This window comes from Paenibacillus septentrionalis (assembly GCF_042659865.1).
GTDB lineage: Bacteria > Bacillota > Bacilli > Paenibacillales > Paenibacillaceae > Pristimantibacillus > Pristimantibacillus septentrionalis.
Window position 1 is genome coordinate 1 of record NZ_JBHSTE010000005.1, and the last position, 23,640, is coordinate 23,640.

General features: G+C 44.5%; 22 protein-coding genes and 1 other RNA gene. 7 read left to right on the forward strand and 16 right to left on the reverse strand.

Features of this window, described 5'->3' with window-relative positions:
• Positions 1-223: 223 nt before the first annotated feature.
• From ACFP56_RS14930 to rpoE, 13 genes are all read right to left on the reverse strand, one after another.
• Entirely contained in the window at positions 224-490 is a 267-nt protein-coding gene (locus ACFP56_RS14930; protein WP_379235930.1) for a pro-sigmaK processing inhibitor BofA family protein, read from the reverse strand.
• The gene (locus tag ACFP56_RS14935; protein WP_379235932.1) at positions 487-774 is read right to left on the reverse strand and encodes a hypothetical protein; all 288 of its coding nucleotides are present in this window, start codon (positions 772-774) and stop codon (positions 487-489) included. The genes ACFP56_RS14930 and ACFP56_RS14935 overlap by 4 nt, the downstream gene beginning before the upstream one ends.
• A 131-nt stretch (positions 775-905) precedes the next feature.
• Positions 906-1,505 carry a recombination mediator RecR gene (gene recR, locus ACFP56_RS14940; protein WP_379235934.1) on the reverse strand — a complete coding sequence of 200 codons (600 nt, stop codon included), beginning with the start codon at positions 1,503-1,505 and terminating at the stop codon, positions 906-908.
• A 57-nt stretch (positions 1,506-1,562) separates the two neighbouring features.
• The gene (locus ACFP56_RS14945) at positions 1,563-1,874 is read right to left on the reverse strand and encodes a YbaB/EbfC family nucleoid-associated protein (protein WP_379235936.1); all 312 of its coding nucleotides are present in this window, start codon (positions 1,872-1,874) and stop codon (positions 1,563-1,565) included.
• A gap of 19 nt (positions 1,875-1,893) precedes the next feature.
• Complete coding sequence (dnaX, locus tag ACFP56_RS14950) at positions 1,894-3,615, reverse strand: DNA polymerase III subunit gamma/tau (RefSeq protein ID WP_379235938.1); 1,722 nt, start codon at positions 3,613-3,615, stop codon at positions 1,894-1,896.
• 168 nt (positions 3,616-3,783) lie between these two features.
• Positions 3,784-4,051, reverse strand: an RNA gene (ffs, locus tag ACFP56_RS14955) — signal recognition particle sRNA large type.
• 227 nt (positions 4,052-4,278) lie between these two features.
• Positions 4,279-4,476 carry a 50S ribosomal protein L31 gene (rpmE, locus tag ACFP56_RS14960; RefSeq protein ID WP_379235940.1) on the reverse strand — a complete coding sequence of 66 codons (198 nt, stop codon included), beginning with the start codon at positions 4,474-4,476 and terminating at the stop codon, positions 4,279-4,281.
• Between the two features lie 106 nt (positions 4,477-4,582).
• Positions 4,583-5,839, reverse strand: coding sequence for a radical SAM protein (locus tag ACFP56_RS14965; protein ID WP_379235942.1), 1,257 nt, complete (start codon positions 5,837-5,839; stop codon positions 4,583-4,585).
• Positions 5,840-5,951: 112 nt separating this feature from the next.
• The gene (gene rho / locus ACFP56_RS14970; RefSeq protein ID WP_379235944.1) at positions 5,952-7,334 is read right to left on the reverse strand and encodes a transcription termination factor Rho; all 1,383 of its coding nucleotides are present in this window, start codon (positions 7,332-7,334) and stop codon (positions 5,952-5,954) included.
• Between the two features lie 99 nt (positions 7,335-7,433).
• The gene (locus ACFP56_RS14975; RefSeq protein ID WP_379235946.1) at positions 7,434-8,687 is read right to left on the reverse strand and encodes a UDP-N-acetylglucosamine 1-carboxyvinyltransferase; all 1,254 of its coding nucleotides are present in this window, start codon (positions 8,685-8,687) and stop codon (positions 7,434-7,436) included.
• 373 nt (positions 8,688-9,060) lie between these two features.
• Positions 9,061-9,459, reverse strand: a complete 399-nt coding sequence (locus ACFP56_RS14980; protein ID WP_379235948.1) for a response regulator — start codon at positions 9,457-9,459, stop codon at positions 9,061-9,063.
• 131 nt (positions 9,460-9,590) lie between these two features.
• A complete protein-coding gene (locus ACFP56_RS14985) occupies positions 9,591-11,189 on the reverse strand; it encodes a CTP synthase (protein ID WP_379235950.1) in 1,599 nt (532 codons plus the stop codon).
• Between the two features lie 305 nt (positions 11,190-11,494).
• A complete protein-coding gene (gene rpoE / locus ACFP56_RS14990) occupies positions 11,495-12,034 on the reverse strand; it encodes a DNA-directed RNA polymerase subunit delta (protein WP_379235952.1) in 540 nt (179 codons plus the stop codon).
• Between the two features lie 371 nt (positions 12,035-12,405).
• Here rpoE and ACFP56_RS14995 point away from each other — a divergent pair, with 371 nt between their 5' ends.
• A complete protein-coding gene (locus ACFP56_RS14995; protein ID WP_379235954.1) occupies positions 12,406-13,314 on the forward strand; it encodes a S8 family peptidase in 909 nt (302 codons plus the stop codon).
• A 179-nt stretch (positions 13,315-13,493) separates the two neighbouring features.
• Here the strand turns inward: ACFP56_RS14995 and argS are convergent, their stop codons facing one another.
• The 3 genes from argS to speE form a co-directional block, all read right to left on the reverse strand.
• A complete protein-coding gene (argS, locus tag ACFP56_RS15000; protein ID WP_379235956.1) occupies positions 13,494-15,206 on the reverse strand; it encodes an arginine--tRNA ligase in 1,713 nt (570 codons plus the stop codon).
• Complete coding sequence (locus tag ACFP56_RS15005) at positions 15,203-15,649, reverse strand: DUF1934 domain-containing protein (RefSeq protein WP_379235958.1); 447 nt, start codon at positions 15,647-15,649, stop codon at positions 15,203-15,205. The genes argS and ACFP56_RS15005 overlap by 4 nt, the downstream gene beginning before the upstream one ends.
• A gap of 140 nt (positions 15,650-15,789) precedes the next feature.
• Entirely contained in the window at positions 15,790-16,617 is an 828-nt protein-coding gene (gene speE / locus ACFP56_RS15010) for a polyamine aminopropyltransferase (protein ID WP_379235960.1), read from the reverse strand.
• A gap of 265 nt (positions 16,618-16,882) precedes the next feature.
• Between speE and ACFP56_RS15015 the strand changes: the two genes are divergently transcribed.
• The 6 genes from ACFP56_RS15015 (at position 16,883) to cyoD (ending at position 23,594) form a co-directional block, all read left to right on the forward strand.
• Positions 16,883-18,919, forward strand: coding sequence for a transglycosylase domain-containing protein (locus tag ACFP56_RS15015; RefSeq protein ID WP_379236761.1), 2,037 nt, complete (start codon positions 16,883-16,885; stop codon positions 18,917-18,919).
• A 274-nt stretch (positions 18,920-19,193) separates the two neighbouring features.
• Entirely contained in the window at positions 19,194-19,481 is a 288-nt protein-coding gene (locus ACFP56_RS15020) for a hypothetical protein (protein WP_379235962.1), read from the forward strand.
• 238 nt (positions 19,482-19,719) lie between these two features.
• Entirely contained in the window at positions 19,720-20,646 is a 927-nt protein-coding gene (cyoA, locus tag ACFP56_RS15025) for a ubiquinol oxidase subunit II (RefSeq protein ID WP_379235964.1), read from the forward strand.
• Between the two features lie 29 nt (positions 20,647-20,675).
• Complete coding sequence (locus ACFP56_RS15030) at positions 20,676-22,670, forward strand: cbb3-type cytochrome c oxidase subunit I (protein ID WP_379235966.1); 1,995 nt, start codon at positions 20,676-20,678, stop codon at positions 22,668-22,670.
• A complete protein-coding gene (gene cyoC, locus ACFP56_RS15035) occupies positions 22,670-23,263 on the forward strand; it encodes a cytochrome o ubiquinol oxidase subunit III (protein ID WP_379235968.1) in 594 nt (197 codons plus the stop codon). Before ACFP56_RS15030 ends, cyoC begins: the two co-directional genes overlap by 1 nt.
• Before the next feature lies 1 nt (position 23,264).
• Positions 23,265-23,594 carry a cytochrome o ubiquinol oxidase subunit IV gene (gene cyoD / locus ACFP56_RS15040; protein ID WP_379235970.1) on the forward strand — a complete coding sequence of 110 codons (330 nt, stop codon included), beginning with the start codon at positions 23,265-23,267 and terminating at the stop codon, positions 23,592-23,594.
• Positions 23,595-23,640 lie beyond the last annotated feature (46 nt).

The following is a 23,640-nucleotide window of genomic DNA, read 5'->3' on the forward strand; positions in this document are numbered from 1 at the left end:
GTTCATATCACTTCGTGATGCGAACGTTTTGTTTCGTGTGTCTCTCGCAATCTCTCGCGGCGACAAGAAATAATATATCATAGGAGCCGCCCATTATGCAACCCCTTTTTAAAACTTTTTTCAAGATGATTTGTTATTCATTGAAAAAACCGCGTAGCATAAAGGGCTACACGGCTTTTCTCAACCTATTGCTATTACCAGTCAACGTTACTCCAGCATGCCATTACACAAGCACAACGTATTGCAAACCAAACAATAATGCAATCCCGGGAATCCCAAGTAAAGCCGTTAGCCCAATCGTGAGCGGATTAATCGGCAGCGCGTATGGTTGTGTGAATTCAATCATATTTAATAGAAATAATGCAGTTGCCGCTATTACCCAATGTACAATTACTTTCTTTAGGCTTATTCGAGAAATCGGCTTACGGAGCAATACAATTAACAAAGCTGTCGATGAGAGCACGAATATAGCTAGCCATATCATGTTCATAATACATACCCCCGCACTCTCGACCAATCAACATCCATCGCTCTTGCTTTATTCAACAACATGCGATAACGTTGTTCGGCAGCCATTTGTCTTAAGATGGCCCACTCCACCTCATCCTGTCCAACAGCATGTTGAAACATCATCTCTGTTGCCCGCTTATCTTCAAGTGCCTGTTTAATCTCCAAACGCAGCTTGTCCATCTCACGTTTCTTATCACGAGGATTTACCTGATGTTCCTCGGCGTTGTCTACACCTTCACGTTTATTCCAAAAGCGTTCTAGCATCCCCTCACGCCTCCCTATCCTTACTTACTACCATATCTATGTACAGGCATTAAAAATAGAACTAAGAATAGAAAAAGGGTTTATCGAGCAAGCGCTCAATAAACCCTAATGAAATAAACGATAATTAACCATTATAATAGCTCACGTCTTCCTTCGAGTGCCTTGGATAGCGTTACTTCATCCGCATATTCCAAGTCCCCTCCGACAGGAAGACCATGTGCGATACGTGTAACCTTTAACCCGAATGGCTTTACGAGTCTGGAGATATACATCGCAGTTGCTTCTCCCTCGATATTAGGGTTCGTGGCCAAAATTAGCTCTTGAACCGTATCATCACCCAGCCTTTTCAAAAGCTCGGCAATGCGAATTTGATCCGGACCTATCCCTTCCATTGGGGAAATTGCACCTTGCAGCACATGATAGTACCCATCAAACTCTTTTGTCCGCTCCATCGCGATTAAGTCTTTTGACTCTTGCACTACACAAATGACTTCCGAATTTCTGCTCTTATCCTGACAAATTCGGCAAGGATCGGTGTCCGTGATATTGCAACACACTGAGCAATAAAACAAATTCCGTTTTACGCTTACTAGTGCTTTTGCAAAATCAATGACATCCTCTTCCTTCATCCGTAGCACATGAAAAGCAAGTCGCGCAGCCGTTTTAGGCCCAATCCCAGGCAATCGAGTAAAGGAATCAATTAATTTAGCTATAGGTTCTGGGTAGTGCACGTGGTAGGTACAGCTCCTTTCGAATAGCTAGAGCTATCCTATCTCTCCATTTTCCAATTAGAACAGACCTGGGATCTTCATTCCGCCTGTGAATTTGCCCATATCTGCATTAGCGCCTTCTTCAGCTTGGGTAAGCGCGTCATTTACCGCAGTCAATACAAGATCTTGAAGCATTTCGATATCATCTGGATCCACTGCTTCTGGCTTAAGCTCCACGCTAAGCACCTTTTTATGACCATTCACAACAACGCTAACTACGCCACCGCCAGCTGTTCCTTCAAATGTTTTATTTTCCAATTCCTCTTGGGCCTTCAACATTTGAGCTTGCATCTTTTTAACCTGTTTCATCATTTGATTCATATTATTCATGCTATACACCTCATCATATTTATTCTTTAACAACAACAAGTTCCTCTCCGAAGAGCTTAACTGCTTCCTCGATCCATTCTGGTTGCTTGTCGCCGCCTTGCATAGGTATATTCTCAGGCTCCAGCTCCAGCGACTCAATGGAATTATCCTGCTTGCCTTCGAGTGCAGCCTGCCAGTCCTTGAGCATAACAGTAACAATTTGATAGGGCTGATTCATCACTTCAGCAGACACCTGCTCAATGATTTCTCGATGTGACGGTCGTTCAGTCATCTCCCGATGCATCTCGTTTTTGAACGTCAGCAGCAGTTGTCCATCTGTTGCAGACACTAGCTCACTGTCCTTCAGCCACGCCTGAACCGTAACCTTACGCTCCTTCACTCGTGCCATAATTTCGCCCCACTTCATGCGAGCTGCTTGCGTCTCCTGACCCTGTAACGCTGCAACATAACGATCCAGCTTTACCTTAGGCCGGTTAATACCGCTTGCCGTAAAGCTCTTACGAGGAGCCTGACGGTCATTGCCTTGCGATGCTGCTGGGGCAGCAGCAACTCCCTGCTTCATAAGCTTGGAAACCTGTGACTCAAGCAACTGAATCTGCTGCCGAAGCGAACCGACCTCATCAGAGCTGATGCCAGCACTTTGCTGCGCATTCGGTACACTAGTCGAACAGAGCTTAAGCAGCGCTACCTCCAACAACGTCTGAGGTTGGGCAGCCGTTTTAAGTTCGTTCTGGTAGTGGTTCAATATTTCAATCATACGGAACAGCTCTTCAGGTGTATAGGCCGAAGCCATTGCCTGAAAACGATCAATATCAACGATGCGTTCCGTAGCAGCTTGCCCACCCGGTGCAAGCTTTAGAACAAGCAGATCGCGGAAATAGTAGATTAAATTCTCCATGCATTTGTCAGGGCTTTTGCCAGCCAGCATGAGCTGTTCGACTAGCGGCAGCATCTCCGCAGCGTTTTTAGCCTGAATGGCTTCGGCAAGCTTGTAAAATTGCTCAGCGGCAATTCCACCTGTTACATCAACAGCCGCTTCAAGCGTTATATTCCGATTGGAAAACGCCGCCGTTTGCTCCAAAAGACTAATAGCATCACGCATTCCACCCTCAGAAAGTCGGGCAATATACGATAACGCCTCTTCTGTTGCTGCAATGCCTTCCTCGCGGCATATTTCATCAAGCCGTGCAACCTGCTCTGCTGTGGATACCTGTCTAAAATCGAAACGCTGACAGCGCGATATAATGGTTGCGGGCAGCTTATGCGGCTCTGTCGTCGCCAATATAAAGATAACATGTGCGGGAGGTTCCTCCAAGGTTTTAAGCAGCGCATTAAATGCTTCCGCAGTCAGCATATGAACCTCATCGATAATGTACACCTTATATCGAACTTCCGTAGGAGCATAGCGTACCTTATCGCGGATATCGCGTATTTCATCAATCCCGCGATTGGAGGCAGCATCTATCTCCACCACATCCATAATATGCCCTTCTGTGATGCCGATGCAAGTCGCGCATTCATTGCATGGTTCAATAGCAGGACCATGCTCACAGTTTACCGCCTTGGCCAATACTTTGGCTGTCGTCGTTTTCCCTGTGCCCCGAGGACCGTTAAACAAATATGCATGAGATACACGCTGTTCACGTATCGCATTTTGTAGCGTCTGTATGATATGCTGTTGTCCGACCATATCCTTGAACATCTGCGGACGCCAAGAACGATATAGAGCTATATGTGACACGTTACGATCTCCCTTGCTTTTTGTTCAATAGCTCGTGCTATTGCGCCATTATATTATACTACATCAACCCGCATAACAACATCATTAACTCAAATAGAAAACAAAAAACCTGCCTATGCACAAGTTCTCACTTATACATTGGCAGGTTATATGTGTCGATTATTAGAACCGTGCACCTATCGTCGATAGAAGCGATCCGAGCGACTTTCTTGCTACATAGCTCGAGCAAGGCACTCCTTCGGCACATGAACTAACTTACTTATGGCTGCTTCCTTCCGGACCTGACCAGGTTCATAAGCGCTCATTGCGAAGGACCCCGCCGTCAACACTACTTGCAAGCGTCAAACCTCACATCGACAGCACCTAAGATAGGAATTCAACCTCGCTACAGCGGATTGCGAGTTACAGGGCACCGCTACCTCCCCATCTAGCACGGCAAGGAACAGTATATTACAAACCGGACAAAAGTGCAACCTTCTCACAATGTGTTCACATAATTGGTTGATTATTCAACAGAGAAACTTTTGAATATACGAACGCTTTCACTCGATGAGCATGAAGCTACATTCATTCCATACGGTGCAAGCAAGCCCCTTAACAACAAAGAAGCCTTTAGCAGAATCGCTAAAGGCTTCGTTATGGCGCCTGATACAGGCACACAGCTTACATGCCGTATTTCTTTTTGAAACGATCTACACGGCCGCCTGCGTCTAGGAACTTTTGCTTACCAGTGAAAAATGGATGACATGCGGAACAAACCTCAACTTTAATGTTCTGTTTAATAGAACCAGTCTCGAATGTGTTACCACAAGCGCAAGTCGCTGTAACGGCGTGGTATGTCGGATGAATACCTTGTTTCATCTCGTTCACCTCTTTCTGCCCTGGATCTCAGACGGACCAGAGTTATATGCACATAAAAATATTTTAACAGAAGCAATAGTCAAATGCAATGGAAAAAATATGAGCCTTACTTGCGTACAAATGGCGCTGGCGGAACATGTGTATACGAGCCAATCACCACATCGGGAAGCTCTTCACGGAAAATTTGCAGCATCTGCTTCATGCCGTAAATTTCTCCTTTTGCCTTCGGAATCAAGTTCAGATAGCTCTCTGGATCAATGTTCAAGTTACGCATTTGGATCAACTTAAGCTTTGTACGTTTGCAGAAGTCGATCATCGCTTCCATCTCTTCCTCGCGATCGGTTACACCCGGGAAAATCAAATAATTTATCGACGTATATACACCTTGCTCGGCTGCATAAATCAATGATTTTTCTACATTTTTCAATGTGTAGCCGCGCGGTCGATAGTATGCATTGTAATGCTCCTCAATCGCACTAATTGTGCTGACACGCATCAGATCAAGACCTGCATCCACGATGGCGCGTATAAAGTCTGTTATGCCTGCGTTGGTGTTGATGTTAATGTAGCCCATATCCGTGCGACTGCGTACCTGCTTCATCGCTTCAACAATGATTTTGACCTGCGTGCTCGGCTCTCCTTCACAACCTTGCCCAAAGCTGATAATTGAGTCCGGCTGTTTTAAATGCTCCAGCATCACCTGTGTAACTTCCTCCACAGTAGGTCGAAAGTTCATTCGAGTTTGCGGGGCAGGGAACCCACTGTCATCAGGCTGCTCTGAAATACAGCCATAACAGCCCGCATTACAAGAGAAGGATACAGGCACACCGCCCTCCCAGCGATTAAGAAACGTATTGGAAGCAGTCAGGCACTCATACTCGAGCGCGCAATTGGATAAATGCTGATACAAGCGATTTTCCGGATACGTTGTTAGGAGACGGTCTACCTCCAGCTTCAGCTCCTGACGATCGCAATTTTCCGGATCCCACTTCTCCGGCTCGTCACATTGCTCTGCCGCTACATAGAACTGACCATCCTTCCAAACGACCGCCGTATAGCCGAACAACGGTAGCTTTTCATTTGGATCGCTCTTGACATATGCGGGAATATTAAGACGAGTATATCCTTGCGGAAGCAGCGCACCAACCGCTTGCGCTCCATCACCAATGACCTTCATTTCACCTGTCTCAGGATCAAGCGCAATCGGCTTGCTAAAGGGCAAGCTAACAAGCGTTGCTCCGTCAGGCAGCGGAATAAGCTCATCCTCCATCACTTCTACAATCATATCGCCACTTCTCGCGAGGCCAATATAATCAGGATGATCATACACTTGACCTTGCTCATCTGCATATACGAGATTCATGTTGCCCTCCTAAACACCTGCACCGAACAGCACAGGCGGTATTCACATAGACAGCTGGTTAATGCATATCATCACATAATTGTTGCATAGCTAAATAATGCACAGCTGAATATTATCGATTGTTGCCTGGTGTTGTTGAGCTTGAGCTAGAAGCAGGTCTTGCTACTGTTTTCCGCGCTGTTGTTGCAGTGCGCTTAACAGGAGCTGTTGCTCCTTGTTTTTTCAAGCTTTCAATTTTTGATCCGTCCGAAGGAATATCCAGCGACATCAAAAATTGCTCATTGTTTTCTGTATCTCTCATTTTCTTCAAGAACTGATCAACAAATTCAAAGGTATCGTTCATATTTTTGCGAATTGCCCATACTTTATCCAGCTCTTCCTGAGATAGCAGCATCTCTTCTCTACGTGTTCCGGAACGGCGAATATCAATCGCAGGGAAAATTCTGCGCTCAGCAAGCTTACGATCAAGATGAAGCTCCATATTCCCCGTACCCTTAAATTCTTCATAAATAATGTCATCCATACGCGAGCCTGTTTCGATCAACGCCGTTGCCAAAATCGTCAAGCTGCCGCCTTCCTCCACATTACGCGCTGAACCAAAAAAGCGTTTTGGACGATGAAAGGCCGCAGGATCTATACCTCCGCTCAATGTACGTCCAGACGGCGGAACATGCAGGTTGAATGCACGTGCCAATCTAGTAATGCTATCAAGCAAAATCACAACATCCTTTTTATGCTCAACAAGACGAAGCGCGCGCTCGAGCACCAGCTCGGCAACCTTAATATGATTTTCCGGCAATTCATCAAATGTAGAGGCAACAACCTCACCTTTAACAGATCGCTGCATATCCGTTACTTCTTCTGGTCGTTCATCTATAAGCAAAATAAAAAGCTCAATATCAGGATGGTTTGTTGAGATACTGTTGGCAATTTCTTTTAAGAGTAGTGTTTTACCAGCTTTTGGAGGAGCCACAATGAGTCCGCGCTGTCCGAGGCCTACAGGGGCAAGCAAATCCATAATTCGCGTGGAAAGATTACTTCGCTTCGTTTCCAGCACCAGCTTTTTCTCTGGATATAGAGGTGTTAGTGCGGGAAAATGTAACCGTTCTGCCGCAGTTTCGGGACTTTCGCCATTTACTGCATTAACTTGAAGCAATCCGTAATAACGTTCTGATTCTTTGGGCAATCTACATTTACCTGAAACAAGATCACCATTGCGCAAATCAAACTTTTTAATTTGGGAAGCTGAAATATAAATATCTTCTTTACTTGGCAAATAATTAATTGGACGAAGGAAACCGTAGCCGTCAGGCAATACTTCCAATATCCCTTCCATAAACAAAAAGCCGCTTTTCTCTGCTTGCGCTCTAAGAATCGCGAAGATCAATTCCTTTTTCTTCAATTGACCGTAATATGGAATTTGATATTGCTTTGCGAGCTTATACAGCTCGGTCAACTTCATGTTCTCCAAATCCGCAATTTGAAGATCTGACATGCTCTCACCACTTTATAATAAAATATAAACCTTGTTATTGTTTAAACAGCATTGCCCGAATCTATGAAAACTATTCGAGCAATGCCGATTTCAACTAGATTAATCGTTTTCTCGCCATACATCCGCGCCTAAATTGCGCAAATTCTCTACCAAACGGTCATAACCGCGATCAATGTACTCTACATTAGTAATTTCCGTCACTTCATCTTTCACAGTCAATGCTGCTACAACAAGCGCAGCACCTGCACGCAAATCAGCAGCCTTTACTTTTGCAGCTGACAGCTTGCCGCCTTCAATAACCGCAGTTCTTCCTTCGACGCGAATATTCGCCCCCATTAAAGCAAGCTCAGGCACATGCTTGAACCTCGTTCCGTAAACATAGTCTGAAAGAAGACTTGTTCCAGTGGCGCATGTTAGCAGCGTCGTCATCGGAGACTGCAAGTCCGTTGGAAAGCCCGGATAGACTAGCGCCTTTACGTCAACAGCGTGATATTCAGGCTTACCGACAATACGAATCGATTCATCGTACTCCTGTACCTCGACGCCCATCTCCTCAAGCTTGGCAGTCAATGCCTCCAGATGCTTTGGTATCACGTTATCGATCAATACATTGCCTCGTGTTGCCGCAGCCATAATCATATAGGTCCCTGCTTGAATACGATCAGAAATGATAGAATGTCGACATCCCTTCATCTCGCTTACACCTTCAATACGAATCGTTTCCGTGCCGGCACCTTTAATTTTAGCTCCCATTGCCGTTAGCAATGTCGCAACATCAACAATTTCAGGCTCTTTTGCCGCATTTTCAATTATGGTTACGCCAATTGCTCGAGACGCCGCAAGCATAATATTAATCGTTGCACCTACACTCGCCACATCGAGATAGATTTTTGCACCACGAAGCTGCTCTGCTCGAATATGAAGCGCACCTTGTTCATTTGTCACAACTGCGCCCAACGCTTCAAAACCTTTAATATGCTGGTCAATTGGTCTTGGCTCGAAATTGCAGCCACCTGGCATGCCTACTGTCGCTTCGCCAAATCGACCTAGTAGTGCTCCCATCAAATAATAGGAAGCACGCAGCTTCTTCACTTTGCCATTAGGCATCGGCTTCGATACGAGATTAGAGGGATCAATGCGAATTTCATCTTCGCGTCGTGATACCTTTGCCCCTAATTCCTCTAAAATTTCACTATAAATCGCGACATCACTAATATTGGGTAAATTATCGAGGATAACCTCTGTAGTAGCTAGTACTGCGGCTGGCAGTAGTGCAATCGCGCTGTTTTTAGCGCCGCTAATGGTTACTGTTCCATGTAGCGGCTTTCCGCCGCGTATCATTAATTTCTCCATTAATCTATTGGTCCTCCCGTTTACCTGGAAGTCAACATAGTAAAAACCGCCATAAAGCGTGCTCCACGGTCAACTAGACGAATGAGGCAGCGCGCTGACAATAGGCGGTTTTACATGTATCCCTTGTCCCTGTTTCTATTACACATATATCCGAAAACGAAAGCACGTTCCATTCTATAAAATGTGTATCCTAGTAAGTATTAAGCTTTTCATGAGCCACCCAAACTTGCTAAATGGTGCTATTACATAGCCTCGTCCATAGGTAGGCTATTTTATTCAACGATATTATAGCATAGTGTGTTGTGATTTCCTACAGCTTGTAGTCCTAAAATAACGAAGCGTCGCTACGGTCTGTAGCGACGCTTCTGTTTTACTAGCCTTCAGCTAATTTTGAGTTTACCTTACTTCGGCTTCTCAGTTGATAATTAACTTCCAGTCGAAGCTCATCGATGTCAAATGGTTTTGTGAAGTGCTTTACAGCACCCAGCTCTGTCGCTTGATTGATCATATCCAATTCACCGTACGCTGTCATCATAATCACTGTTATCGTCGGATCAATCATTTTAATATGCTTCAGAATTTCAAGTCCATCCATTCCCGGGATCTTCATATCCAACAATACCAAATCTGGCCGCTCACTGCGAACAATTTCAAGCGCCACCTTGCCGTTGGATGCTTGGGTAGTATGATAGCCCTCACTATTAAAAACTTCCATAAGCAGAAGTCTTATCCCATTTTGATCATCAACGATGAGTACTCTTTGCTTTTCCAAACAAATTCTACCCCCTAACAGCCGTATACAAATCATTAACACTAATTTAAACCTATTCGCTGTACGGTGGTAGATTCCTTCTTTATTGGTTAACTTTTACTCTGTACCGGTATGAAGTCAATAAACAGCTATTATTTTTGATTAAGCGATGCTTGTACAAAGTGGTGGAACAGCTGCTGCGGACGGTTTGGTCTGGATGTAAATTCCGGATGGAACTGTACCGCAAGGAACCAAGGATGATCCTTTACTTCTACCATCTCGACAAGACGACCATCTGGTGATGTACCAGAAATAACAAGTCCCGCTTCCTCAAGCGCTTCACGATATTCGTTGTTGAACTCGTAGCGATGACGATGACGCTCGTAAACAAGTTCATCGCTATATGCCTCATACGCATTTGTACCTTCAACAACTTTACATGGATATAGTCCTAGGCGCATTGTCCCACCCATATCTGCAATATCCTTTTGATCAGGCAGCAAATCAATAACCGGATATGGCGTAGATGCATTAATTTCAGAGCTGTTTGCATCAGAAAGCCCTAATACATTGCGAGCAAATTCAATAACAGCGACTTGCATGCCCAGACAAATGCCGAAGAATGGGACTTTTTGCTCACGAGCATAACGAATCGCTGTAATTTTACCCTCAATACCTCGATCACCAAAACCACCTGGCACGAGAATACCATTCACGCCTTGAAGCATGTCCGCAACATTCGCATCTGTTACTTCTTCCGCATCTACCCAGCGAATTGTTACATCAGAGTCATGCGCAATACCTGCATGACGAAGCGCCTCAGCAATACTTAAATAAGCGTCATGTAGTGCAACATATTTACCCACGATCGCAATTTCGACATTGTTTTTAAGCGACTTGACACGTTGAACCATAGCTGTCCACTCGGTCATATCAGCAGGAGGAGCATCAATTTTCAAATGATCCAGCACGATTTGATCCAAGCCTTGCGCCTGAAGCATTAATGGAACCTCGTACAACGTGGAAGCATCCAAGCATTCCACAACTGCATTGGCATCAATATCGCAGAATAGACCAATTTTGCGTTTCAAATCTTCAGCAAGCGGATATTCAGAACGGCAAACGATGACGTTAGGCTGAATACCAATTGAGCGAAGCTCCTTCACGCTGTGCTGAGTCGGCTTCGTTTTTACTTCACCCGCTGCTTTAATATATGGAATTAGCGTAACATGCACGTACATTACATTGTCACGGCCAATGTCACTTCTAATTTGACGAATTGCTTCTAGGAAAGGCAAGCTCTCGATGTCACCTACAGTACCGCCAATTTCCGTAATGACGACATCTGCACCAGTTTCTTTACCTGCACGGAAGACACGCTCTTTTATTTCATTTGTAATGTGTGGAATAACCTGTACCGTTCCACCCAAATAATCGCCACGACGCTCTTTTGTAATAACATTGGAATAAATTTTACCAGTCGTGACATTGCTGTTTTTTGATAAGTTAATATCAATAAAGCGCTCATAGTGACCGAGATCGAGATCCGTTTCCGCACCATCGTCTGTTACGAAAACCTCACCGTGCTGATATGGACTCATTGTTCCTGGGTCCACGTTAATGTATGGGTCAAATTTTTGAATGGTAACTTTTAGTCCTCTGTTTTTAAGCAGTCTTCCTAGAGAAGCCGCTGTGATGCCTTTACCCAATGATGAGACAACGCCGCCTGTTACAAAAATATATTTGGTCACTGTGATAATACCCTCCATGCTTTCATATGTTTTAGCTTTCCCAAATGCAAAAAAATCAAGCCTTGTCCACATTTTTTATGTGAAGCACGGCTTATCTATTACCTCTTCAAACAAAAAAAGTGACACCCGTAGCACGGGGGCACTTTTCTCATTTTGGTATATAAATGATCTATCATTATGTTAAGCTGTTTCTTTAGCCCATAGGATAGTTTACCCTCCACTATTGCTTGTGTCAAGACTCTCTAAGCACTAGACACATAATCGCAATGTTTCGGTTAAACGTCTCCCCATTATCGCTTGCGAAATTATTTTTCTTCCTCTTCGAAGTCCTCGAATTCTTCTTCCTCGACTTCCTCTAGGGACAGATCTTCATCTTCAAGCTCTTCTTCATCGATTTCGACTTCTTCTTCAGCTTCTTCCTCAGTTTCACTAAAGGCATCGTCTTCATCGTAGTTGTCGAAGCCATCATCTTCAGCTTCGTATGTTTCTTCTTCCTCTGTATACAGCTCATCTTCTTCATCGAGATCGTCATCATCATTAATGATGCGCGTACGTTTGGAGTTGCCCACCGGATCTTCTGCTCGTTCAACCGGGTACCAGCGTTTTAGTCCCCATACGTTGTTGCCAACACACGCGAAGCGACCATCGATATTAATTTCTGTGTAAACCTGAGCAATAAATTTGTTAATATCCTCTTCGCCAACACCACGCATTTTCGCAACCTCCATAATCAGGTGACGGTAATAGTGTGGGGTATTCGCAGCTTTTAATACCTCAAAAGCCAAGTCGACCAAAGGCATCTCGCGAATACGCTCCGGATCTAGCTTTAAAGTGATACCGCTCATCTTGACACATCCTCTCTTGCTATCTGAATAAGTTGAGTTATCCAATCCATTAACATTAGTCAAACTATAGTAAACATTATTTCCTATAAAAATGCAAGTTGTAACATGTCAGCACACATATTTTTTTCGAAACTTCAATCTCAAGAGAAAAAGCGACAGGTATGCTCCTGTCGCTTTTGACTGTATCCTTCTGCCGATAGCCCGCCGAGCACGGCAGAATTATGAGCGCAATTGCTCTTTCTATATGGTATGAGTCAGCGCCAGAATTGACACGATTATTTGCCTAAAGTTTATAAAAAGGGCGTATGCATTAACAAAGTCCTCCATGTTCTCATACAATATTGAACATTGTACTGAGGAGGATGCTTGGCATGACAGTTGTGAAGCAAGACGATGCAATCATTCAGCTTCAAACCTCCGCAACTCGAAGCAAATTAATAAACAATGGCATTCCATGGGGTGTTGAAAAAATTAAAGCTCCTCAAGCATGGTCGATGACAACAGGCCGAACAATAAAAATCGGCGTGATTGATACTGGCATAGATTTTCATCATCCTGCTCTGCGAGGCTCTATATTGCCGGGCATAAACCTCGTTGAGCGCAATCGCCCCCCAATTGATGACAACGGGCACGGTACGCATATCGCCGGTACGATTGCTGCCTCTAACCCCAGCCATGGCATGATTGGCGTTGCGCCCCATGCTTTGATCGCTCCCGTAAAAGCATTTGATCAATATGGCAGTGCTTTTGTGTCTGACATCGTGCAAGCCATTGATTGGTGTGTGCGCAATAAAATGAATGTCATCAATATGAGCTTCGGCATGAGAACGAAAAGCAAGTCGATGCTTAATGCCGTTAATCGTGCTTATCAAAAAGGCGTCATTATTGTTGCCTCTTCTGGCAACGACAGCAAACGCAAGTCCATTGATTATCCTGCCCGTTACTTGAATACTGTAGCAGTAGGCGCCACAAATGCACTGCGCAAGGTTGCTCCTTTTTCCAATCGCGGTGCACATATAGATATTTATGCCCCTGGAGATCGAATTGTGTCGGCTTGGCTAAACAATGGCTACCATGAAATGAACGGAACGAGTATGGCTACGTCACATGTAAGCGGCGCTATCGCTCTTTTGCTGGAGCTGTATCCAACTCTTCGCCCAAGTGATATTAAGTCAGTGCTAAAGCGCTCCATGCTGCCACTTAAATATACGAAGGCACGCAAAGCAGGAGAACTCGATGTCATGAAAATGCTAAACGCTGCGAGGGAGCTTTACGGTTAATCATATAGGTCGGTATTCCATGCTTCATCATCAGACGTCAACTGAGCCTGAAACGAAGGTTTAAAGCTAAAAAGACCGAACTGTGACGAATGCTTTTTTACAGCCATTCGTCATAGTTCGGTCTTTCTTTTATAAAACCTTTCAAAAATGAGGCTTATGGTCAGCTATTCATTGCTGAGTTACGCTTCGTTTTCATCCGCGTCATCCTGACGATGCATTTGCTCAGGAGCAGATACACCAATCAGCTTAAGTGCATTAACAAGCGTTGTCTTCACTGCTAAAAGCAGAGCTAAACGTGCCGCTGTCAAAGCAGCATCCTCCGTTAGCACCTTTTCCGCACGGTAATAGCTATGGAAGGAGGCAGCAAGCTCATATACATAACGAACGAGACGATGCGGCGCAAAAGCAGCTGCTGCCTCACTAATTTCCTGCGGAAATTCTCCCAGCTTGCGTAGCAGCTCAAACTCATGAGAAGCGGTAAGTGGCTCCAGGTTCACTTCTTCAAGATTAGGCAATGCCACCCCTTGCTCGGCAGCCTGACGCAGCACACTGCAGATGCGCGCATGTGCATATTGCACGTAGAATACAGGATTCTCATTGGAAGTCGCCACTGCAAGATCCATATCAAAATCAAGATGCGAATCCATACTGCGAGATGTAAAGTTGTAGCGAATTGCATCAACGCCAACCTCATCCATTAGATCCTGCATCGTGACCGCTTTACCTGTACGCTTGGACATTTTCACCTTTTCACCGTTTTGGAACAAGCTAACCATTTGCGCAATGAGAACAGTCAGCTTATCAGGATCATTGCCTAGTGCAGCCATAGCTGCTTTCATACGTGGAATATAACCATGGTGGTCAGCACCCCATATATTGATCATTCTGTCATAGCCGCGGCTGTATTTGTCTAAATGATAGGCGATGTCTGGTGTCAGATACGTATAAGAACCGTCATTTTTAATCAAAACGCGATTTTTGTCATCGCCAAATATCGTCGTATTCAGCCATGTTGCGCCTTCTTCCTCATACACATGTCCGGATGCCTTTAATTGATCAAGCGCAGCCGTAACCTTGCCATCCTCATACAACGAGGTTTCACTGTACCAAATATCGAAACCAACGCGGAAGCGCTCAAGATCGCGTTTGATTTTATCAAGCTCGCGCTCAAGGCCATAGCTGCGATAGAAAGCAAACTTTTCCTTGTCTTCAAGCTTAAGAAGCGCATCGCCCTTCTCCTGTACAAGCGCCTTGGCAAAGCCAATGATGTCATCGCCGTAGTATCCATCCTCTGGCATTGCTGCATCATGTCCAAGCTCCTGCATATATCTTGCTTCAATCGACAACGCCAAGTTCTCGATTTGCTTGCCCGCATCATTAATATAGTATTCACGCGTCACTTCGTATCCTGCAAAATCAAGCACATTGCATAATGCGTCGCCTACAGCTGCTCCACGCGCATGACCAAGATGTAGATTCCCCGTCGGGTTGGCACTTACAAATTCAACCTCGACACGCTTTCCTTTACCGTCCTCAACACGCCCATATGCTTCACCCGCTGTCAGCACTTCGCCAACAACCTCATACAGATAACGATTATCCATACGGAAATTAATAAACCCTGGGCCTGCTATCTCAGCGCTTTGAATAGACGCTGCTTCAAGATCAAGATTTTGAATAATTTCCTCCGCAATTACTCTCGGATTTTTTTTAGCCAGCTTCGTGAGCTGCATCGCTGCATTTGTCGCCAGATCTCCATGCGTCTTATCCTTCGGCACTTCGAGCACGAACGCCGGAAGCTGATCCGCTTCAACCAAATTTGCCTTCAACACAGCATTGGCAATCGCTTCTTTCAACGCTGCATACATACGATCCAAAACATAGTTTGTCATGATGCTGTAGCCTCCTTCAATAGTAAACGTAATGTAAATCTTCCACTCGATTGTTCTCCTACAAACAGCTCATAATCCCAGTTCAGTGAAAATGGCAGCTTTGACGGCAGGCCTAATATCACTTGACCATACTGATCTCTTACCGAAAGCTGATGAGTATAGGCTTCCGTCTCAAGCTTGATCATGCCGTTGCTATATGCACCCTTCCAACGCTCATGAATGCGATAAACCTGTTCAGCATCAACTGCTCCTTTGCGCGTAACCTTCAGCTCAGGAGGCTCATAGCGCAATAAATGCCTAATTTCTCCCGCTTCCGATTGCTCTGCAAATCTTATGTAAAAAGCTTTATCCTTTAAGAACCATTCACCTAGCATATGCTGAGAGACTGCTTCATTATCCTGCTTGCTTTCAAGCTGTATCATTACCTTTTGTTTGTGGTTCATAACCGGCTCTCCATACACCTTTACGTATTATCTTATTACTATAAACAGTAATGTTGCGAATTTCAATAATAAACGATTGCCTGCTGCAAAGCAGCCAATTAAAAAAGCTTGCCCTATAAGGCAAGCTTTGCAAGTTGTTGTTACTTCACAATATCCTCAACAAATTTAGGCAGTACAAACGCTGTCTTGTGCAAGCGCGGGCTGTAGTATTTCGTATCCAGCTCTGGGATAGCTGCTGTATCCACTTCAAGCGGATCATATTTTTTGCTGCCCATCGTAAAGGTCCACAAGCCGCTTGGGTATGTCGGAATATTTGCACCGTATACGCGAACGATTGGGAATACTTCCTTCACATCACGATTTACCGTCTGGATCAAGTCAGCCTTGAACCACGGATTGTCCGTTTGCGCAACAAAAATTCCGTCTTCCTTCAATGCTTCGTATATGCCTTGGTAAAAGCCACGTGTGAACAAATTCGCAGCAGGGCCTACTGGCTCTGTGGAATCAACCATAATCACATCATATGTGTTTTTATGATCATGAATATGCATGAAGCCATCATTTACGATCACTTCTACACGAGGGTTGTCCAGCTCACATGCAATAGTAGGTAAATATTTTTTGGAGTATTCAATAACTTTTCCATCAATATCAACAAGCACCGCTTTTTTCACTTTTGGATGCTTCATAATTTCGCGAATAACACCACCGTCTCCGCCGCCAACAACAAGCACGTGCTCCGGATTTGGATGCGTGAACAAGATGGGATGAGCGACCATTTCATGGTATACAAACTCATCCTTAACTGTAGTCATCACCATACCGTCAAGAACAAGCATTGTCCCGAATTCCTCGGTCTCAATCATATCCAACTGTTGAAATTCTGTTTGCTCATCTACATAAGTTTTTGTAATCTTCGCTGTAATTCCGAAGCTTTCAGTCTGTTTCTCTGTATACCATAATTCCATGTTCAATACCTTCTTTCTATCAGTGGTTCAACAAGTAATTATAGAGTAACCCTGCAAAAAATCAACACCCATTCTGCCCAAACAGCAAAAATAAATTATTTGGAGCATTTCCACATGCTGTGAATATCTGTCATGCGAACACCCCATACTACTCATATAGCTAGTATTGCCAATTGATGAGGTGAGACAGTTGTCGAAACAAACCCAACCCAAGCAGCCCAAAAGACCGCGTTTTCCACTGCTAGCCGAGCGCTTTCTATTCATCATGCTACGATTCAATCGCTGGCTGCGCAGAGGCATCATCACGTTAATGATCGTGATGGGTCTTGTCATTGGCGGATTATATTATCTGAAGCAGCAGGAGCTTCCTGTATCCACAATTAGCCAGTCCAGTCAACTCGTTGATCGCAACGGTCAGTTGATTAGCTACTTTCACACTGGTGTCAATCGGAGAGCGGTATCGTTATCAGAAATGTCGCCTTATGTGGTACAGGCAACACTTGCAATTGAGGATAAACGATTTTATTCTCATTTTGGGTTCGATCTAAAAGGCCTTGCTCGTGCTGTGCTTGTCAATATGAGCACATTATCTGCCAAGCAAGGTGCCAGCACGTTAACACAGCAGCTGGCCCGAAACCTGTACCTTACACATGAAAAAACATTCGAACGTAAAATAAAAGAAGCCATGTACACCACTCAGCTTGAGATGAAATATTCGAAAGACGAGATCCTTGAAATGTATCTCAATCAAATTTATTACGGTCATGGCGCCTATGGCATTGAAGCTGCATCCCGTTATTTTTTCAATAAATCGGCAGATGAATTAAGCCTGGCAGAAAGCAGCATGCTTGCCGGCATACCAAAGGGTCCTAAATATTACTCGCCACTTAATGATATGCACAATGCAAAGCGTCGTCAGTCGCTTATATTGCAAGCGATGGTTGAAAGTGGCTATATAACGGAAGATGATAAGGAAAACGCATATAATGAAGTATTGCATTTTACCGCCTATAGTGATGAAAATGCTGCCTCAAGCGATGCTTCCTATTTTAAAGATTACGTGATTCAGTCAGCCGTTCACGAGCTAGGCATTGACGAGCAGCTTCTATATGAAGGCGGCGTTACAATCTATACCACCCTTGATTATGACATGCAGAAAATTGCTGAAGAGCAAGTCGCTAGCGGCTTTCCTTCCGACAGTGAACAGCAGGCTGCACTGGTCGCGATCGACCCGCGCAATGGACATATTAAAGCTATGGTCGGTGGACGCAGCTACGAAAACAATCAATATAATCGAGCGATTGCTACTACCCGGCAGCCGGGTTCAACCTTTAAGCCGATTCTTTACACAGCCGCTCTTGGGCAGCATGCATTGACCGCTCAGTCTGTTTTTATGAGCGAGCCAACAGTATTTACCTATGATAATGGAAGAAAAACGTACGAGCCGCAAAATTACGGGGACAAATACGTAAATGATTACATAACGATGCGCCAGGCTATTGCCAGCTCAGATAACATCTATGCAGTTAACACGATTATGCAGGTTGGTCCTGAAGCTGTCATCGAGTCAGCAAGGAAGCTAGGTATAACTGCTGAGCTAGAAGCTGTTCCATCCCTAGCACTTGGCACATCGCCTGTCAGCCCTCTCGAGCTCGCTTCTGCGTACGGTGTATTTGCGAATCAGGGCGTTTATCATAAACCTATCTCTATTCTGAAAATTGTAAATAAGCAGGGAAAAACAATCTATGAAGCGAGCTATGAGCCAACTGTTGCTATTTCTGAAAATGAAGCTTTTCTGATGACCTCGCTGCTGGAGGATGTTTTTGAAGCTGGAGGTACTGCTCATCGGGTGCAATCGATTATTAAGCGTCCTGTTGCAGGCAAAAGCGGTACGACGCCAGTCGATGCATGGATGGTTGGCTACACACCAGAATTAAGCACAGCCGTATGGGTCGGCTATGACAAGGATCGGTTTCTAACTGTTGCGGAGGCCCATCGAGCTGCACCAATCTTTGCTCATTTTACAGAAGAAGCATTAAAGAAAAACGCACCTAAAATGTTTCCGATTCCGGAAAGCATCGTTGCGGTATATATAGATGAAGAAACAGGCCTTCTCGCATCCGAGGCTTGCCCATCAGATAAGCTGGAATATTTCTTGGAAGGCACTGAGCCGACAGCGTATTGTGAGCCTGTTGTTGAGCAAGAGGAGCATATAGGAACAGGAAAAGAAGCGATTGAATTAAATGAGCATAAGAGCTATCGCAACTGGTGGGAGCAGGTGAAAAACTGGTGGCTGCACTAGGGCGTGTCTGAAAACTCGCTCAAGGTCATCTCGTACCGCCTTTTCATCCCCTGCTGGGTTACTTTTTCTTACCTTACGTCCAGTAAGTCTGCGTAAAAGTGCCTTGCATGGAACGAACATTCGGCACGATCTGTTCCCTGCTGACTTTTCAGACACATCCTAAACATTTGTCCAAATTTTGATGAAAAAGTGAAAAAAGTTTGAACAAAGTGACAACTTTGTGTTATATTAAACGCAAGAAAGCACTTACAACTCTTGCGGAGGAGTGATTGGTATGAATTCCAATTCCAAATCAATTACTATACACGAAATGAAATCGGCAAAACCTGATGCTACGAAACTTGTTAACATTATGACCATGATCGCATGGCTTGTTCTCGGGATTGGCGTTGTGTTGTGCCTAGCAAATATAACAGAATTCAATGACCGAAACTGGGGACTTATGATCGGAATCGGATTCCTCGTGGGCAGTGTTCACATTTACGTGATTGGTACTGCAATAGGTCTCGTTCACAAACGTGCTCTTCACCAGACAGAAGAACAGCGTGAACAATCTCAATAAATTACCTCATAACCTTAAAGATAAGGAAGCAAAACTTTTCTTTTAATTGAAGAGTTTTGCTTCCTTTTTTGTTGTTTAGCACCGATTAGTAAAGTTAAGGAAAGGTTATGTCGAACTAGTGAACGATGTATGGCGAATATAAGACGAATTGTTTACGGAATAGTAAACCCTAGAGTCAATTGACAATTTATCTGATATCTTAAGACGTAAGTCAATATATTCAAGGAGTGAAATTGTCATGAGACCTGTTTTTCGAAAGCTGTCGGCTGTGCTCAGTATTGCATTGTTGCTAGTCTTGACAGGCTGTAGCGAGCAGTACCTAGTATTAGATCCTAAGGGTCCCATAGCTGCTGCTCAAAAGGACTTGATCCTGATCACCACCATTATTTGTGCTGTGATTGCGATTCCTGTATTCATTATTACTGCGATCATTGTATGGCGATACCGAGATCGTCCGAATCGCAAAGCGTCATATAAGCCCGATTGGGAGCACGACACGAAGCTGGAGCTGGTATGGTGGGGCATTCCGCTTGTTGCGATCATTATTCTGGCTACCATTACTGTCAACTACACATACAAGCTGGAACCTTCTGTTGCCATCGAATCGGAAAAGGAACCTATCGAAATTCAAGTCACTTCACTCGACTGGAAATGGTTATTTACTTATCCGGAGCAAGGAATTGCAACAATCAATTATTTTCACATGCCTGTAGATACACCTGTTCGTTTCAAGCTTACATCTGATATGGCGATGAACTCATTCTGGATACCGAATTTGGGCGGGCAATTATATACGATGAGCGGTATGGCGATGACGCTTTATCTTATGGCTGATGAGGAAGGCAGCTACTACGGCTCTGGTGCAAACTTCACTGGTGAACATTTCGCACAAATGACCTTTAATGCAAACGTAACTTCACAAGAAGAATTTGATGCATGGGTAGACGAAGTAAAAGCTACGGAAGTCGCATTAACGGAAGAGGATGTACAAAACCTCAAAGTAAAAGGTACACACGAGGTCGCACAGTACTCTAGCTTCCCTGACAACTTATTCTACGACATTATGATGCAGTATGTGGAAGATGGCGCAGAAAGTGCTCATGCACACCATACAACTACTTCTGAGGACGCTGAAGGTTCTAGTCATTCTGAACATCAGCACTAATTGAAGATTACGAAAGGAGTTCTTACTCGATGTTAGAAACGATTAAAGAGTTTGCATCGGAGTTTTTCGTCACGGGCGACCCGCTGATCCTGGGCGCACAGATTTCGATCGCACTAGCGATGGTAGCTATTGTGTTCGTTTTAACTTATTTCAAAAAATGGCGTTGGCTCTGGACAGAATGGTTGACCTCCGTCGATCATAAAAAGATCGGTATTATGTATATCATCTGTTCCATTCTCATGCTGTTCCGCGGTGGTGTCGATGCGTTATTGATGCGTGTTCAACTAGCGGCTCCTCAGCTTGAGTTTTTACACCCTGATCACTATAATGCAATCTTCACAACACACGGCGTTATTATGATCTTGTTTATGGCGATGCCGCTAATGTTTGGTTTGTTCAACATTGTTGTTCCTTTACAAATTGGTGCGCGTGACGTCGCGTTCCCATTCCTGAACTCACTAAGCTTTTGGATGTTCTTTGCAGGTGCAATGCTGTTCAACCTTTCGTTCATTATCGGTGGTTCACCAGATGCTGGATGGCTGGCTTATCCGCCATTATCAGAGCTTTCGGGAAGTCCGGGCGTAGGGCAGGATTTCTACATCTGGGGTATTCAAATTTCCGGTGTAGGTTCTCTTGCATCTGGTATTAACTTTGTCGTAACGATTCTTAAAATGCGCGCACCTGGTATGAAGCTTATGAAAATGCCTATGTTCTCATGGTCAGTTCTCGCTTCATCTGTAACGATTATGTTCGCATTCCCGATTCTTACCGTAACACTGTTCCTATTGTTCTTAGACCGTTACCTTGGCGCTCACTTCTTCACAGTTGATGGCGGCGGTAACCCGATGATGTATCTGAACTTGATCTGGATGTGGGGACACCCTGAGGTATATATCGTAGTCCTTCCGGCTTTCGGTATTTTCTCTGAGGTTGTAGCTACATTCTCTAAAAAGAAAATTTTCGGTTACAAATCGATGGTTTTCGCGTTGATGTCGATTAGCTTCTTCTCCTTCTTTACATGGGCTCACCATTTCTTCACAATGGGCTCAGGAGCAAACGTTAATGCCTTCTTCGCGGTTACGACGATGATTATAGCGATCCCTACCGGGGTTAAAGTATTCAACTGGCTGTTCACGATGTATCGCGGCAAGCTGTCGTTCCCAACTCCTATGATGTGGACGATCGCCTTCATACCGTGCTTCGTAGTCGGTGGTATGACGGGTGTAATGCTGTCCGTTGCACCTGCAGACTTCCAGTTCCATAACAGCTACTTCCTAATTGCTCACTTCCACCAAGTATTGATCGGTGGGGTTGTGTTCGGATTCTTTGCTGGTCTTTATTACTGGTGGCCAAAAATGTTCGGCTTCAAGCTGCATGAAGGCTTGGGCAAATGGGCATTCTGGTTCTGGAATATCGGTTTCTATGTGTGCTTCATGCCGCAATATGCACTTGGCTTAATGGGTATGACACGACGCTTTAACGCGTATGACTTCGATATGGGCTGGCAGCCGCTTAACGTCGTATCAACAGTCGGTGCCTTCCTAATGGGTATCGCGTTTATTTTCCAAGTATGGCAAATTGCACACAGCATTCGCTTTATGAAAAAAGAAACAACAGGCGACAACTGGGGTCAAGGCCGTACACTGGAATGGTCGATTCCTTCACCAGCTCCGTTCTATAACTTTGCGCGTACACCGCGTGTTGTAGCGCAAGATGACTGGTGGGAAAAGCAACAGCGTCGCGAAAGAGGCGAAGCAGATCCAGCTGAAGTGATTGCTGCTGATACTGCACCTCTTGAACCGATTCATATGCCTAAAAACTCAGGCATCCCAATTATTATGTCAGGCTTCTGGTTTATCGCAGGTTTCGGTTTCGTATGGGATTGGAAATGGATGATCATCCTTGGACTAGGCGGCGTTATTGTAACGATGCTTGCACGCTCTTTCAATTTCAACGATGATTATTATGTTCCAGTAGAAGAAATCGAACGCATCGAAGCCGCTGCAGCAAGGGGGGCTAATTAATGGCACAAGCTCATTCGCATGATCACGGTCATCACGATCAGGAATCCTTGAAGCAATTTGGCTTCTGGCTGTTTATGATTACCGACGTAATTTTGTTTGCTACACTCTTTGCAACATTTGTCGTATTGCGTAGTAACACTGCTGGCGGCCCTATAGGCGCCGAGCTTATTGAAATGAATGGTATTATAATCTCGACCTTCATCCTGCTTACAAGCAGCTTTACAAGCGGTCTGGCGTTGCTTTCTATGAATAAAGGAGACAAGAAAGGACTTATCCTGTGGCTTGCAGTGTCTGCATTGCTCGGCCTTTCCTTTATCTATCTAGAAGTAAACGAGTTTATCCACCTCGTTCATGAGGGTGCAACAATCGGAACGAGCGCCTACTGGTCAGCCTTCTTTACACTAGTCGGCACACACGGTCTTCACGTATCGCTTGGTATCGTATGGATGGTGGCGATTATTATACAGCTCGCTAAACGCGGCATCACACCAGTCACGAAGCGCAAAGTCAACATTATTAGCTTGTACTGGCACTTCTTGGACGCAGTGTGGATCTTCGTATTCTCTATCGTCTACCTTATGGAGGTGATGTAGTATGGCATCCCAGCAACATTCTCACGAAGAAACAGGTCATACTCATGGCTCACTAAAATCATATGTGCTAGGTTTTGTACTTTCCATCGTATTGACGATCATTCCGCTTGTTGCAGTGATGAATGATATGTTTAACAAAAGTACAACGATTATCGTAATTCTAGTCACTGCTGTGCTGCAGTTTCTAGTTCAGCTTCTTTTCTTCATGCATATTCGTGAAGAGGATAAGCCGCGTTATAACTTGATTTCCTTAATTTTTGCCGTATTGATCCTAATGACGATTGTCATCGGCTCAATCTGGATTATGACGTATAACCAGGTAGCTGGTTAAGAGATACTGTTACGTAGTATAGCAACTAAGCAAAAGGCGTATCCAT